Origin of the sequence: Amycolatopsis sp. NPDC049868 (genome assembly GCF_044461365.1) — a bacterium.
GTDB lineage: Bacteria > Actinomycetota > Actinomycetes > Mycobacteriales > Pseudonocardiaceae > Amycolatopsis.
Window position 1 is genome coordinate 243,493 of record NZ_JBITKV010000007.1, and the last position, 13,969, is coordinate 257,461.

The following is a 13,969-nucleotide window of genomic DNA, read 5'->3' on the forward strand; positions in this document are numbered from 1 at the left end:
CGCGGTCCAGGAAACCCGACCGGAAACTGCGCCGACGGCAAGTTCCGGTCAGGAAGGCACCATCGCGATGCCCATCGCGTGGTACAGCGACTGCGCGCGTTCGCGGTACGGCCTGGCCTTGTCCGGAGCACCGACGTCGTCGTGGGTCGCGGCGATACCGGTCAGCGCGCGGGCCTCCTCGTGCGGTTCACGGGTGAGCCGCGCGAGTTCGGCGGCCCGCGTGTAGTGCGCCATCGCGGCCGTCCGGTCACCGCATGCCAGCGCGCTGTCCGCGAGCCCGTTGTGCACGAGGGTCTCCAGCGGACGGATACCGGTCGCCACCGCGATTTCGAGCGCCGCCTCCTGATACGGGCGGGCCGCCGCCGCGTCGCCCTGCCGGAGGTGCACGAGTCCGAGGTAGGCCAGTGCGTACCCTTCGGCCTCCCGGTGGCCCTCGGCCCTGCTGACCCTCAGAGACCGGTCGAGGTGGTCGTGGGCTTCCGGCCACCGGCCCAGCGCGCGGTACACGTCCCCGAGGTTGTGCAGCGAGATCGCCTCGCTCAGCCGGTCACCGATGCGTTGGGCGTTGGTCAGGCACTGCCGGTAGCAGTCGAGAGCGGCGTCGAGGTCACCGCGGCGTTCGTGGACGAAGCCGAGGTTGGACAGCGCGCGCCCCTCGTTGAGGCGGTCGCCGGTCTCCCGGGAAACCGTGACCGCCCTGCTCAAGTGGTCCGCCGCGTTGGCGTAGCGGCCCAGTTGCCCGTACACGGTGCCGAGGATGTTCAGCGCGCGGCCGGTGACGACCGGGCTCCCGTCGACGTCGAGGCAGCGGGTCAGATGTGTCACCGCCTCGTCGAAATGGCCGAGCCTGGCGCAGATCGCGGCCAGGTCGACGAGCGCCTGCTGAATGCCGATGGCGTCGCCCGCCCGCTGCGCCTCGGTGAGCGCGAGACGGTGCAGTGTGCGCAGCGCGTCGTAGTGACCGTGCACCCGCAACACCTGCCACAGCACGGTCGAGAGGTCGCGGGCGTAGGTGCCGCCGTCGGCCGACGACTGTTCCGCGATGGCGATCAAGGTGGGCATCTCCGCCGCCAGCCAGGTCGCCGCGTCTTCGGCGCCGGTGAACCTGACGTGCTCGGCGACCGGGGTGAGCAGGGGTCTTCGGTTGGGGTCGCCCGCCCCCATCGACCCGGCCGCGTCGGCCGCCCCGGCCACACAGTGCTCGGCGAGGCGGCGCAGGGCCGCCGATCGCCGCTGCGCCGGTTCCTCGTCGGCGCGGCCGCGCGCGTATTCGCGGACGAGGTCGTGGAATTCGAAGCGGCCGTCCGCACGGTGCGCGAGCAGCAAGTGGCTGTCGGCGAGGGCGTCGAGGAGCCGGTGGGTCTCGGCCGGATCCGTGCCCAGCAGCGCCGCCGCGGCCGTGCTGTCCCAGTGCGGGCCGGGATGGAGCCCGAGCAGCCGCAGGCCCGAGGCCACGTCGCCGGGCAACGCGTCGTAGGACCAGGACAGCACGGAGGGCAGGGAGGTGGCCTTTTCTTCGGTGGTCAGTGCGGTGAGCCGGCCCCCGGCCGAACGCATCGTGGACGCCACGTTCGCCAGGTTCCGGTTGTGCGCGAGCCGTTCACCGACGATGCGCAGGGCGAGTGGCAGACCGCCGCATCCCGACACCATGTCGGCGAGCGCGGTGCGGTCGGCGAATCTTCGTCCGTTGCCCGCCAACCGGTCGAGCAAGGAGAACGACTCCCGCTCGGTCAGCAGCGGCACCGGCACCCGGTGCGCGTCGGCGCTGATCGTCAGCCCGTGCAGTGCCACGCGGCTCGTCACCACCACCGCGCAGCCCGCGTGGCCGGGCAGCAGCGGCCGGACCTGGTCCGCCGAGCGGGCGTTGTCCAGCACGATGAGCACCGAACGGCCGGCCAGCACACTGCGCAGCGACGCGGCCCGGTCGTCGAGGTCGGCGGGCACGTCGGCCACGGGCACGCCGAGCGCCCGCAGGAACGACCGCAGCACCTCGCCCGGGTCGGCGGGCGCCCCCGGCCCGTACCCGCGCAGGTTCGCGAACAACTGCCCGTCGGGGAAGTCCTGTTTGACCCGCTGCGCCCACTGCACGGCCAACGAGGTCTTGCCGACCCCGGCCATACCCTCCAGCACGGCCAAGACGACACCCCCGCCGGCCGCCTCGCCGCGGAGCGCGTCGAGCGCGTCGATCTCCCGCTGCCGCCCGACGAACGAAGTGATGCCCGAAGGCAGTTGCGCGGGCACCGAAACGACCGGCGTTCTCGTCGGCGTCACCGCGTCCGGGCAGTAGTGCCGCAGGAACCGGTTCGCCTGCTCGCCCTGGAGACCCAGCCCCAGCGCCAGCGCCTCCACCGAATGGCGCCGTGGCCGGGCGACCCGGCCACGCTCGATGTTGCTGATGCTCCGCACCGTCAGCCCGGTGCGTTCTGCCAACTCTTCCTGGGTGAGCCCGGCTTCCCGCCGTGCCTCACCCAGTAGCGAACTCGGCCCACGGTCCATTTCGCGGATGTTAGAGCGGGTGCGACGCCGGAAAACGGTGTTTCGTCCAAGAGTTTGATCGAAATTGGTCGAAAACGCTGGGCGGGCCGGGTCCTCGGCGAGCGAGGGACCCGGCCCGTTCGGTCACCGGAGATCAGGGGTTGAAGAGACGGTGCAGCCAGCCGAAGGTGCCTTCGAACGCGTCCCACGTCTTCGAACCGATGAACTCGTAATGGCGCTCGAGCGTTATCTGCGGGACAGCCGACCAACCCGACGGCAGGGCCCTTTCGGCGATCTTGATCGCTCCGACTCCGGTGATGAACGTGTTCACCATCGCCTTCCCGAGGGCTGTGTGGAACTCGCTGCTTTCCCAGCCATAACGCATGCCGGACGCCCCTGCCGCGAGGAATCCGGAGGCGATGGACACGATCTTGGCGGCGGTGCCGACGGCGGCGAGCACGGCGGCGACCGGCGGCGCTCCCGCGAGGAGCAACGCGCCGACACCGCAGACGCCGTCGAGCAGGCCCGCCCAGTCCGCGAGGCGGTCGAAGAACTTCGCCGATTCCTCGAGGAGCCGATCGGGGTTGTTCTGCCACATACCGATGATCGACGAGTCGCCCTGCGCGTTGGGATCGAGGCTGTCGTCCCTCGCCGCTCTCTGCGCCGCCAGCGCGGCCTCGGCTTCCGCGGCCTGGACGACGATGAGCCGAGCGTGGCTCGCCTCCTCCGCCGCCGCAGCAGCGTCTCGGCCGGCCTGGATGGCGGACGCGCGGGCGCTGTTCGCGGAGGCCTGGGCCTTGTAAGCGAAGCTGACCGCCCGGCCGGCACAGTCGAACGCGCGCAGCATCGAGGAGTTCGCCGAGCGCCGTGCCTTGTTCGCGACGGCGGCCGCGGCCGCCGCCTGGTCGGCGGAGCGCCGGGCGTCCACGGCGGACTGCTCGGCTTCGGCGGCGTTGTTCGCGGCTTCGGTGGCGGAGCGCTGGGCGTCCGCCGCGTACCCGGCCGCCCGGTTGGCCCAGGTGACCGCTTCGGCGGCGGCTTTCCTGGCCTCCGCGGCGGCTTTGGACGCAAGGGCCGCGTTCGCCAGCGCGTCCGACGCGATCCTGGCCGCGTGGGCGATGGCCGCCCGGATCGCGGCGACGTGCGTGGCCCAGTCGTGGTCGAGTTGAGTGGTGTCGAACTGGGTACCGGCGACGAAACCGCGGCGCATGTTCGTGGTGCCCGCGAGGGCGATCTTCGCCGCCGCCTTCGTGTACGGGCCGCCCTCGTTGAGCAGCCGGTACGCCTCGACCTGGTCGTCCTCGGCGGCCGCGTCGACGATGGACACCTTGAGGAACCGGTGCAACGCGGCGGCCGATCCGTCGTTCAGCGCCGCTTCCGCGGCGGTACGCACCGCGGCCCCGGGATTGTCGGCGAGAATGGCGTAGATCGTCCGCCTGTTGTCCTCCGCCGCGGCGTTGATCGCGCCGGTCGTGAGGAATTCGGTGACCGACGCGGGATTGCCGGTCTCCAGCGCCTGGGCGGCGGCGGTGGCCACCGTCATCGTCGACACACCGGCCACGGCGGCGACGGTTTCGGCGTCGTCCTGTCGCTGTGACAGCAGCCGGTCGGTGCCCAGCCAGGCCAGTACGTCCTCGTCACCGCCCGCGACGGCGAACTCCGCCGCCGACTTGGTCCAGCTTCTGGTGAGCCCGTTCGTGATCAGCTGGAGCGCGGCTTGCCGTCCCAGCGCGGCCGCGCGGCCGGTGTCGCCGGCGCGCATCGCGGTTTCGGCGTCGGCGATCAAGGTGCGGGTCGCCTCGTCGGTCAAGGCGTTCTGCGTTTGCTGCCGGGCGATCCTGGCCCGTTCCTCCGCCTCCTCCCGCGCCTCCCGCTGGGCGAGTTCGACGCCGAGTTCGGTCTCCTCGGCCAGCGAGGCGGTCTCCGCGTCCCTGGCCGCCTGCTCGACGGCCCGTGCTTGGTTGACGGTGTTCATGGCCAGCTCGGCCGCGTCGACGGCGCGCGCGGCGGCCGCCGTGGACCGGTTGGCGTAGTCGATCGCCTGACCGGCGTGGTCGGCCGCCTCCTCCGCGGCGGCCGCCGCGGCGTCCGCGTGGGCGGCCGCGCTGTTCGCGGCATCGCGTGCGGCGGCGGCCGCCACGGAGGCCTGGTTGGCGAACCCTCGCGCGGCCTCCGACGCACGTCTGGCGCGCTCCGCCGCGGCCGTGGCCTCGGCCGCGGCCTGACGGGCTTCCTGGGCCTCGGCCTGCGCCACCCCGGCGGCCGACGCGGCGTCGGACGACGCCTTCGCGGCCGCTGCCGCGTCAGTCGCGGCGGCCGCGGCCGAGGTCCCCGCCGAGACCGCGCTCCAGCTGGCTATCCGTGCCTGCTCGGCGGCCGCCGCGGCATTCCGTGCCTGCCCGGCCGCGTTGCGGGCGGTGGCGGCGGCCTGCCGGGCCGCGGCCGCCGCGCTCGCGTTGTTGGACGCGGAAATGGCGGCGTTGTAGGCGCGAGCGGCCGCCTGGCCCGCCGCGGCGGTGGCGTGCGCGGCGGCCTGGGAGGCGTACGCCGCGCGGCGCGCGGCTTGCTGGGCGGCACGGGAGGCGCTGATCGCGGTGGCCGCGCAGGAAGCCGCGTTCTTGGCCGCGCGGGCGGCCGCGTTGGCCGCCTTGGCCGAGCGGCGTACGTCGTTCTGCGCGGCGCGGGCCTCTTCCAGTGCGGCGAGCGCGGCTTGTTTCGCCTTGGCCGCGGCCTCCTTCGCGGCGTTGGACAGGGCAACGGCCTGATCGGTGCACCGCTGCGCGATACGGCCTTCCCGTTCGACGATCCCGACCAGCTGCTGGATGGTGGCGGACTCTTCGTCGCGGGCGCGGGCGATGTACTGGCCGGTGCGCAGGAACCAGTCGATCGCTTCGGGGGTACCGGAGTCGAGCGCCCGCTGGGCGTAGAGCTTCACCTGCGGTGACCCGGTGTTGAGCATGGTGAAGACGAGGAGCCTGGCGTCCTCGTCGTGGGCCGGGAACTGGCCGGCCTCGATGAACGTGGTGAACGCGTCCAAGGTGTTGGTGTTCAGGGCGTTGGTCGCCGCCCGCTGCACCGCGGTCCCACCCGTGCTCTTGATGGTCAGCACCTCGACCCGTTTGTCCTCGGTGACCGCGGCGGTGTAGCCGTCCCGCAGGAAGGTCGACATCGCGGCGCCGCCGCCGGACAGGGCGGTGCCGATCCCGGAGGTGGCCGCGCGGCCCGCGAAGGGAAGCGCGGCGAAGAGGGCGAACCGGTTGTCCTCGTCGATGGCGGGCTGGAGCCGGTTGTTCAGGAAATCCGTGATGTCCGCGTCCGAACCGAGCAGCGCGGTCTTGCCCTCACGGCGGACCGCCTTGCCGCCGATCTTGTACTGCCACAGCGCCCGCCCCCTGGCGGTGTCCGGCAGTCCGGTCCCGGCGGGGTCGGTTTCGGCGAGTGCCGGGCCGGCGCCGGCGAGTACGAACCCGGCGGGCAGTGCGGTCAGCGCGGCGGCGCCGCCGAACACGCGGAGCGCTTGGCGTCTGGACCATTCGTTCGAGGACATCACGGATTCCTTTCCAGAACTGAGCTTGCTTCAGGGTGAAGGCGGTCCTTACCAGCCGAAATTGCTCAGGCCGGTGCCGTACTGGATCTGGTTGAACCCGGCCGTGTTGACCGTCTTGGTGTGGGTCAGCGTGATCGCGCCGACCGGATCGACGGCCACCGCGGGCTCGACGTCGGCGCTGGAGTTGGCCACGGGGGTGGTCCGCAGCGCAGGCAGCCTGCCGGTGGTGGTGCCGTCCGCGTTGACGCCTCGCACGTACACGTCACCGCCGTACCGCCAGGCGACGACGGCGCGTCGCTGACCGTCGATGCCGACCCTCGGTTCCGCCCCGTTCGGGCCGTAGTTGATGGCGCCCCCGGTACCCGCCGCGGTGTACGACCGGACCGCGACCTGCCTGGTGCCCGCGTTGTCGTTTTGCCAGCCGACGACGAAGTTGCCCGCGAAATCGGCGGCGATGCTCGCCTCCCGCTGATCCCCGGTGCCGCCGGGGGCGCGGTAGCCGAGCGACTCCGTGCCGTCCGGGGCGAACCCGCGGATACGGATGGCGAACGAACCGCTGCCGGTGTCCATTTCCCAGACCACGACCGCGTTTCCGTTCGAACCCATCGCCACGTCGGGGTTCTGGCTGGGACCGGCGCCGGGGCTGATGATCTTTTCCCACTTCTTCAGGGTGATGGCGGAATAGAACGCCAGGTTCACCTGTTTCGGGGCGCCGTCCCAGGTTTCGAAGGCGATGGCGAAGCCCGTGCCGTCCGGGTCCGCGGCGATCCGCGGATTCTGCTGCTGTCCGGCCGCGTTCGCGTTGACCACGGTCGAGCCGGTCTCGGTCGCGGCGGAGTTGAACGTCTTCACCCTGACGTCGTAATACCCGTTGCCGTCATGGTCGTCGGCGTAGGTGACGATGGTCGTGCCGTCGTCGCGGACCGCGACGTCCGGCTGGATGTGTTTCCAGTTCGCCGTTCCGGTCCCGGTGACCGCGCGGGTGAACTTGGGCTGCCCGTTCTGGTAGAGCCGCAGGTAGACGTTGGTGCCGACGGTGTCGGCGGGATTGGTGCCCAGCCGGTCGTCCTCCCACACCACCGCGGTCAGCGCGCCGTTGGGCGAGGTCGCGATCGCCGAGTCGGTCTGGTTGTCGCCGGCGACCGCGGTCGCGTCGGTCCAGTGGACGCTCTGCGCGACGCCCGCGATCCACGGCCGCACGTCGTCGACGCGGGTGTCGACCGCGCCGGTCCGGGTCTCGGTCGGCGGCGTGCCGAAGCAGCCGCCTTGCCAGGAGCGGCTGTTCACCGCGGCCACCTCGACGCCGGAGGCGGTGGTGCGGAGCGCGGGACCGCCGGTGTCACCGGCGCAGACGGCGGCGCCGTTCTGCCCGGTGAGCGCGACGTCTCCGCCGGTGACCGCGTCGACCGTGAAGGTGCCCGCGTGCTGGTGCAGCGGCGCCCATTCGGTGGTGGTGCGGCCGTAGGCGGGGAGTTGAAGTTGCTCGCCCGCCGACGGCGCGGTCGAGCTGACCGCGACCGGGGTGACACCCGGGACGGACAGGTTGAGCTGGGCCATCATCAGGTCCCGCGACTCGTGCGGTACGAGCCGGAGCACGGTCCGCACCACACCGGCGGTGGTCGTGAGATCGGGGCGGCCGATCGTCGCGGTGACAGGCTGAGGAGGGGTGCCCGACGGCGGGAGGCCGGTGCCGGGGGTGGCCGCGAAGCAGCTCGCGGCGGTGAGCACCCAGCCAGGCGCGACCAGCGCGCCCGTGCAGGCGCGGGCACCGCCGCCGATGTCCAGCCGAACGACGAAGGCGTGCTCGGAGTCGCCTCCGACGACGGCCGCCGCGGGTGCGGTCGTCACCGCGGCGGCGGCCAGGACCAGGCCGGACACCAAGGCCAGTCTGGTCGAGCGAGTCCGGGTGGGTCTTGTCATGACTGAGTTCCTCACACGGTGCGGGAAGGGGTGGCCGGTCAACGGGAAACCTTGATTTCCAGCAGCGTGTACTCGCCGCCGGTGCCGGTGGGGTCGCTCTCACCGACGCCGGCGAAGCTGTTCGGCGGCACCTTGTACGTCTTCGTCGTCGTCCCGTCGTCGGGGGTCAGCACGACGTCGGTGGTGAAGTTCCCGGTGTTCACGCCGTAAACGGACGGCATCTCGACGGTCAGGTGGCCGGTCTTCCCGTAGACGCGGAAGCACACGTAGCCGGAGCCGGGCTGGCCTCGTTCGGCGATCCGCAGCAGGTCCGGATCCGTGCCGGTCGGGCAGGTGGCGAGCAGCACGATGTGGCCGTCGCCGCGTTTGAGCAGAAATCCGCGCTCCGCCTGGATTTGCGCGGCCTGCGGGTAGTTGAAGTCCTCGATCGCGAGCGGTGGCAGATCGGCGGCCTGCGGGGTCGCGTCGGCACCGGCGGGCGCGCCGCCGATGGCGAAGGCGGCGAGAGCGGCGAGTGTGGCGGCCAGCGCCGCTCTCAACGGATGCTTCATACGGGTCTCCTCTTGCGGTGTGTTCCCGGCGCTGACGTGCCGGTGGTCGGTCGATACGAGGCCGTGGCGGAGGGCTCGCCTGCCGCTGCTCGTTCGAAGTCGGCGAGAGCCTGGCCGGACAGGCCGAGCCCGGCCGCGATGAGCCGGACCGTGTCACGGCGGGGCTTGCCGACCCGGCCGTGCTCGAGGTCCCTGATCGCTCGGATGCTGACGGTGGAGCGCGCGGCGAGAAGCCGCTGGGTCGTGCCGAGGCTCTGCCGGTGGCTGCGCAGCAACCTGCCGAAGTGGGCCGGGCTCTCGCCCGCCGGGATCATCGCCTCCAGCGTGGGGGCGGCCTCGGTCACCCGCATGAGGTATCCGGGCGGCTCGGTGACGATGGACGACGGCAGCCCGATCCTGCCGAGATTCGCCCGCAGGGCGGATACACAGATCCGAACCTGGGTGTGCGCGGTGGCGGGCGGCTCGGTGTCCCAGACGGCGTCGATCAACCGGTCGATGCCGACCACCCGGTTCGCGTTACGCAGCAACACGTACAGCACGATCGCCTGTCTGCCAGGCAGGATCGGTCCCGTGTGAACACCTTGAGTCACTGGCGTCCTCCGCTTCGCTCAGCGACTCACGTCACCGATGCCGCATCATGGTCGGCAGGCGGCGGAGGAGGGGCAACCGGAAACTTCACCGAAGAAGTGCCGGTTCATCGTGCGGCCCGGGAAGCCCGCTCGGCCCAGGGGAGCAGAGCGGGCCTGACGGCGTTATCCGCAGCAGATGTTGTAGCCGTGGTTCCGCCAGAACATCGACGGGCTCGGGTTGTCGAGAACCGGATCGCCGGTGCTGTCCGACGCGCTCTCGTGCCTGCCCGGCCGGTACTCGACATGCGTGTGCGCGGCGGTGGCGCCGCGATACTCCTCGGTGCCGATCTGCCGGCCACGGCTGACGAAATCACCGACCGCGAGCCCGTTCGACGGGTTGAGGTGCAGGTAGATGATCGTGAAGTCCTGATCCCGGTTGTAGATCGCCAACGTGGACAGGCCGACGCTGCCGTTGCTGCCTTCGGTCTTCCTGATGACATAGCCCTGGGTCATCGAGTACACGGAAGAGCCGAAGCCGCGGGCGAAGTCGATCCCCTCGTGCCTGCCCGACGTATTCACGTAACCGTCGAAATAGGAGCTGATGCGGCCGGAATCACTGTGGTAAAGCCCGGTTTCCAGCCACTCGTTTCCCACCAGCCCGAGCAGGTGCCCGACGTTGTTGTTGTACGCCGAGCTCAAATTGCCTTTGACGCCGTGTGTGAACGAATCGATCTGGCCCGTCCAGCCGCCCTTGGAGAACACGGTGACCACCGCGTCCCGCCGGTTCCACACCGAGGCCGCGCGGTTGTTCACGCACAGGCCCTTCCCCGCACCCGTACCGAGGAAGTGATAGCAGTCGGCGCCGTCGCCGTAGTTGCCGACCGATCCGTCGAAATCGCTGACCGATCCCTGCTGATTACTGTTGTAGTACAAGCAGAACTCACCGTCTTCGCAGACGCCGTTCCGTGCCGTCGCGGCTTGCGCGGACGGGGTGACCAGTAGAGTGCCGCTCAATGCCAGTGCCACGCCGAACAGTGCGACCATCACTCTTCTCAACGACGTTCCCTTTCTCCTTGAATGCGGCGAATCAGCCAGTGCGCGACGGTACGGACGGGATGGACGCCAGGGGAAGTCGTAACGGGAAAACTGCCGCTCGTCCGCCGGTCGGAACGAGCCGGGCGTGTCAGGTGAACCGGACGCCGTTGAAGGTGTGTGTGCAGCACGGGCACGCCGGCTCCAGATCGTCGGAACCCAGTTCGGGGTCGACGAGCTGCAACCGGTTTTCGTCGTCCACGTAGAGGCCGCTGTAGTAACTGGCCTCGCCGAGCCGCACGTAGTCGCGTCGTTCGTGCGGCTGCCGTGCGACCAGCCAGTAGATCGGGTCGGTGGAATCGAGCCGGGCGGCGGCTTCGTCGCGCACCCCGTCCCAGTCCTCGCCGATCTTGCCGAGCAGGAACCGGAACAACGGCGTGTAGTCCAGGCCTCGGCGTGCCCGCCGTCCCATCGACCCGCGGGTCAGATCGGAGGCGAGCTCTCTTTTCGTGTTGCGCTGATGCCGGTAGTCCCCGCCGTGGTCGTGGTGGACGAGCCTGGCCCGGGTGTTCACGCGACGGTACAACGGTTCCTTCATCGCGCCCGCTTTCCTTGTCCGGGGTTCCACAGTGAGCCGTGTCCCGATCATATGGAATGCGAAGTCGACAGCTCGCGTAACCGGGGGTTCACTGAGCCTGCCTGAGTACCTTGGCCCGGTACACCCAGACTCCGGCGGTGCGGAAGACGACCATCGTCAGCGCCATGGTGACGAAGAAGGCGGAGACTCCGCCGGCGTCGATCCCGGTGTCCATCAGGAACTTGCCGAAGTCCGCCGCGAACGAGTGGCTGTGCTCCAGCGTGTAGACGAAGACGAGCCGTCCTACGAGGACGAACAACCACAGTCCCAAGTAGACCCGGCCCGCCCTGGTGTAGACGGCGGACTTCTCCTGATCCCACTCGACCTTCGTACCCTTCAACAATCCCCATCCGATCAGGGCTCCCGCCGCGATGCCGACCAGTCCGGCCAGTGAGTTCGGCGTGGTCGGCTTGAGGTCGTAGAGGACCGCCCAGCCCACCAGCGCGCATGTGAAGAAAGGCAGGATCAGGATGACCAGGTGGGCCTTGTGGCGACCGATGTGCGTGAACAGCACCAGTGCCAGCAGTACGCCGCTCAGGATAAGCGCGTTTCGCATGGCCTCACTCATCGAACTCCTTCGAAAGACTCCCCATCCGGCAGTTCGCTGCCGGTTGTCCCGAAAGCTAGGGCGAACGGCCCGGCCGATCATCGGCGCGCGGGTGGGGATCCGGTTGGAGATCGGCGTCCACCTCGAGGTGGAGTGCCGTGTGGCGCGGACAAGTGAGGGCAGGCCATGATGCAGGCATGGTCGAAGAAGTGCCCCCGGTACGGATCGTGATCGCCGAAGACCAGGCGGCGGTGCGCGAAGGGCTGGCCCTGCTGGTGGGGACGGTCGCGGGGATCACCGTGGTCGGCCAGGCGCCCGACGGCGAGGTCGCCGTGCGGCTGGCCGGGGAACTGCGCCCGGACGTCGTCCTGATGGACCTCTCCATGCCGCGGTGCGACGGCGTCGAGGCGACCAGGCGGATCAAGGAACGGCATCCGGAGATCGAGGTCGTCGTGCTCACCACCTACGCCGACGACGACTGGGTGCTGCGTGCCTTGGCGGCCGGAGCGCTGGGATATCTGACGAAATCGGCGAACAAGCACGAAATCGGGCGCGCGGTGCACGCGGCCGCGGCGGGACAGGCCCTGCTCGACCCGCGGGTGCAGCGGCGGGTGCTCGGCGCCGCCTTGGCACCCGCTCCGGCGCCGCCGCCGGACGACGACGCAAAGCTCACCAAGCGGGAAGCCCATGTGCTGACGCTGATCGCGACGGGGCGCAGCAACAAGGAGATCGCCGCGGAACTGTTCGTCAGCGAGACGACGGTCAAGAGTCATATCAACCGGATCTTCGCCAAGACGGGGAGCCGGGATCGCGCGCAGGCCGTCCGCTATGCCTACCAAACGGGTTACGTGCGGGACTGACGCACGTAACTCACGTGATTGAAGGCGGAACTCACGTGATTGAAAGCGGAACTCGGGTTTCGCCGTCCAAGCACGCGAGTTCCGTGTCTGATCACGCGAGTTACGCCTTCAAGCACGCGAGATCCGCCTGGCGGCACATTCGCCTCAGCCAGGGACGCGCGCGGTGACGTCCCAGAACAGGCCGTCCGGGCCGGTGACCAGGGTGCCGTCGACGAGTTCGATCCGTTCACGCATCCCGGTCAGGCCGTAGCCCGGCGAGTGAGCGGGGTCCGGTGCGACGGCGAGGGGATTGCGGACGTGCAGCCGGACCTCGTCCGGCGAGTACTCCAGTTCGACGCTCACCGCCTCGCCCGCGGCGTGCTTGGCCGCGTTCGTCAGCGCTTCCCGGCAGATCCGCAGCAGTGCGATCGTCTGTGCCGACGGGAGATCGCGGTGCTCGCCCAGCATGGTGAAATCCGCCGGGGTGTCGTGTTCCCGGCCGAAGGTCCGCGCCAGTTCGTTCAGCGCGTCCGGCAGGGCGCGGACGTCCTCGCGCAGTGCCGCCACGGCGTCCCGGACGTCGCTGAGCCCTTGGTCGGCGAGACTTCGCGACAGCGCGAGCGAACGCAGCGCGCCTTCGGTGTCGTTCTCCTCCACCAGCAGGGTGTGCATCACCTCGAGCTGGACCCGCAGCGCGCCGAGGGAATGGGCGACGACGTCGTGGATTTCGCGGGCGATGCGCGTGCGCTCGTCGAGCGTGGCCGCGCGCACGCCCCGGGTGTGCGCCAGCCGTTCCTGGTACAGCAACCGTTCCGCCTGCGCGACCCTGGTCAGATGACCGCGGCGGGTGAACCCGACGAGGACCACGATGGCGACCGCGCCGAGCGCGCCCAGCCAAGCCTCCGAAGAGCGGTGGCCGAGCAGGCTGGAGGCCACGATGACGACGGCGTCGAAGACCATCAGCGCGATGATCGCCACGGTGCCCGGTTCCAGCCGTGAAGCGAACGCGGCGAGGGTGATACAGGTCATGATCACGGCGGTGCCGTCGGTGGCGGCGCCGGTGCCGAAGGCGGGGACCGCGCTCGCCACGGCGAGGGGGAGCAGGGCCGCGCGGGGGAAGCGCTCGCTGATCCCGATCCACAGCAGCCAGCTCGCCGACGACACCGCGTAGAGCACCCACAGCCAGGCGGCGCCGGCCGGGACGGTCGCGGTCATTTGCGCGACGGCCAGCAGCGCAGTTCCGGCGGCGGGCGCGGCCCATCGCCAGCGACGTTCTTCGTCGGACACTGCGCCGGTCATCTGACGATCGTAGGGCCACGACCATTTTCGGCTCGCGGGTGATCATTCCGAAGATGGAGGAATTCCGCGATGACCGCCCGAAAGCGCCTTGGCGCCGCCGAGGCGGGCGGACAGTACGAGCGTCATCGCCATCAGGTTCGCGCCCAGCGAGAGCAGGATGGTGCCGCCGCCGGAGGTCAGCGTCGCGCCGGCGAAATGCCCGATCACCCCGAGCACGCCGCGGACGAGCAGCAGGCCCACCCAGACGGCGAGCCCGAGCGCGCCGATCCGCTGGTAGACCTTGTCGCCGCGCCGCTGCAACTGCGTCATCGCGCCCATCGCGGCGCCGCCAAGGAGCGAGACCAGCAGGCCTACGCCGAGGAAGACGATGTCGGTCACGCTGATGGTGGCGTCCAGGTGCCGCATCTGGATGACCCCGATGGCGACCAGGGTGAGCGGCCCGCCCCAGATTTCCACGTTCTCCAGCGGCTTCCAGCTCATACGCTGATGGATCACGTAGACGACGACCGCGGCGGCGACCGCGATGTTGATCAGCGTGCTGGTGTCCACTGCG

Annotated in this window: 11 protein-coding genes; 1 reads left to right on the plus strand and 10 read right to left on the minus strand. The window is 70.3% G+C overall.

Annotated features, from left to right (window positions below; genetic code table 11):
* Nucleotides 1-48 precede the first annotated feature (48 nt).
* The 8 genes from ACIBTM_RS28135 to ACIBTM_RS28170 form a co-directional block, all read right to left on the minus strand.
* A complete protein-coding gene (locus ACIBTM_RS28135; RefSeq protein ID WP_395880151.1) occupies nt 49-2,496 on the minus strand; it encodes an ATP-binding protein in 2,448 nt (815 codons plus the stop codon).
* Between the two features lie 133 nt (nt 2,497-2,629).
* Complete coding sequence (locus ACIBTM_RS28140; RefSeq protein WP_395880152.1) at nt 2,630-6,022, minus strand: ALF repeat-containing protein; 3,393 nt, start codon at nt 6,020-6,022, stop codon at nt 2,630-2,632.
* Nucleotides 6,023-6,070: 48 nt separating this feature from the next.
* A complete protein-coding gene (locus tag ACIBTM_RS28145) occupies nt 6,071-7,942 on the minus strand; it encodes a trypsin-like serine protease (RefSeq protein ID WP_395880153.1) in 1,872 nt (623 codons plus the stop codon).
* A gap of 38 nt (nt 7,943-7,980) precedes the next feature.
* Complete coding sequence (locus tag ACIBTM_RS28150; RefSeq protein ID WP_395880154.1) at nt 7,981-8,493, minus strand: hypothetical protein; 513 nt, start codon at nt 8,491-8,493, stop codon at nt 7,981-7,983.
* A complete protein-coding gene (locus tag ACIBTM_RS28155; RefSeq protein WP_395880155.1) occupies nt 8,490-9,083 on the minus strand; it encodes a helix-turn-helix domain-containing protein in 594 nt (197 codons plus the stop codon). Before ACIBTM_RS28155 ends, ACIBTM_RS28150 begins: the two co-directional genes overlap by 4 nt.
* A gap of 162 nt (nt 9,084-9,245) precedes the next feature.
* Complete coding sequence (locus ACIBTM_RS28160) at nt 9,246-10,109, minus strand: peptidase inhibitor family I36 protein (RefSeq protein ID WP_395880328.1); 864 nt, start codon at nt 10,107-10,109, stop codon at nt 9,246-9,248.
* Nucleotides 10,110-10,245: 136 nt separating this feature from the next.
* Nucleotides 10,246-10,692 (minus strand): hypothetical protein, encoded by a 447-nt coding sequence (locus ACIBTM_RS28165; protein WP_395880156.1) that lies wholly within the window; start codon nt 10,690-10,692, stop codon nt 10,246-10,248.
* 88 nt (nt 10,693-10,780) lie between these two features.
* On the minus strand, nt 10,781-11,287 hold the full coding sequence (locus tag ACIBTM_RS28170; RefSeq protein WP_395880157.1) for a DUF1453 domain-containing protein: 507 nt from the start codon (nt 11,285-11,287) through the stop codon (nt 10,781-10,783).
* A 188-nt stretch (nt 11,288-11,475) separates the two neighbouring features.
* Here ACIBTM_RS28170 and ACIBTM_RS28175 point away from each other — a divergent pair, with 188 nt between their 5' ends.
* Nucleotides 11,476-12,138 (plus strand): response regulator, encoded by a 663-nt coding sequence (locus ACIBTM_RS28175; protein ID WP_395880158.1) that lies wholly within the window; start codon nt 11,476-11,478, stop codon nt 12,136-12,138.
* A 144-nt stretch (nt 12,139-12,282) separates the two neighbouring features.
* Here the strand turns inward: ACIBTM_RS28175 and ACIBTM_RS28180 are convergent, their stop codons facing one another.
* Together ACIBTM_RS28180 and ACIBTM_RS28185 are read right to left on the minus strand one after the other, a co-directional pair.
* Complete coding sequence (locus tag ACIBTM_RS28180; protein ID WP_395880159.1) at nt 12,283-13,416, minus strand: sensor histidine kinase; 1,134 nt, start codon at nt 13,414-13,416, stop codon at nt 12,283-12,285.
* A gap of 42 nt (nt 13,417-13,458) precedes the next feature.
* Entirely contained in the window at nt 13,459-13,965 is a 507-nt protein-coding gene (locus tag ACIBTM_RS28185) for a hypothetical protein (RefSeq protein ID WP_395880160.1), read from the minus strand.
* Nucleotides 13,966-13,969 lie beyond the last annotated feature (4 nt).

What these genes read in the sequence shown, in the direction of transcription:
- ACIBTM_RS28170 (WP_395880157.1), bottom strand. Translation starts at nt 11,287, where the DNA reads ATGCGAAACGCGCTTATCCTGAGCGGCGTACTGCTGGCACTGGTGCTG.
- ACIBTM_RS28180 (WP_395880159.1), bottom strand. Translation starts at nt 13,416, where the DNA reads ATGACCGGCGCAGTGTCCGACGAAGAACGTCGCTGGCGATGGGCCGCG.
- ACIBTM_RS28165 (WP_395880156.1), bottom strand. Translation starts at nt 10,692, where the DNA reads ATGAAGGAACCGTTGTACCGTCGCGTGAACACCCGGGCCAGGCTCGTC.
- ACIBTM_RS28145 (WP_395880153.1), bottom strand. Translation starts at nt 7,942, where the DNA reads ATGACAAGACCCACCCGGACTCGCTCGACCAGACTGGCCTTGGTGTCC.
- ACIBTM_RS28175 (WP_395880158.1), top strand. Translation starts at nt 11,476, where the DNA reads ATGGTCGAAGAAGTGCCCCCGGTACGGATCGTGATCGCCGAAGACCAG.
- ACIBTM_RS28140 (WP_395880152.1), bottom strand. Translation starts at nt 6,022, where the DNA reads ATGTCCTCGAACGAATGGTCCAGACGCCAAGCGCTCCGCGTGTTCGGC.
- ACIBTM_RS28135 (WP_395880151.1), bottom strand. Translation starts at nt 2,496, where the DNA reads ATGGACCGTGGGCCGAGTTCGCTACTGGGTGAGGCACGGCGGGAAGCC.
- ACIBTM_RS28150 (WP_395880154.1), bottom strand. Translation starts at nt 8,493, where the DNA reads ATGAAGCATCCGTTGAGAGCGGCGCTGGCCGCCACACTCGCCGCTCTC.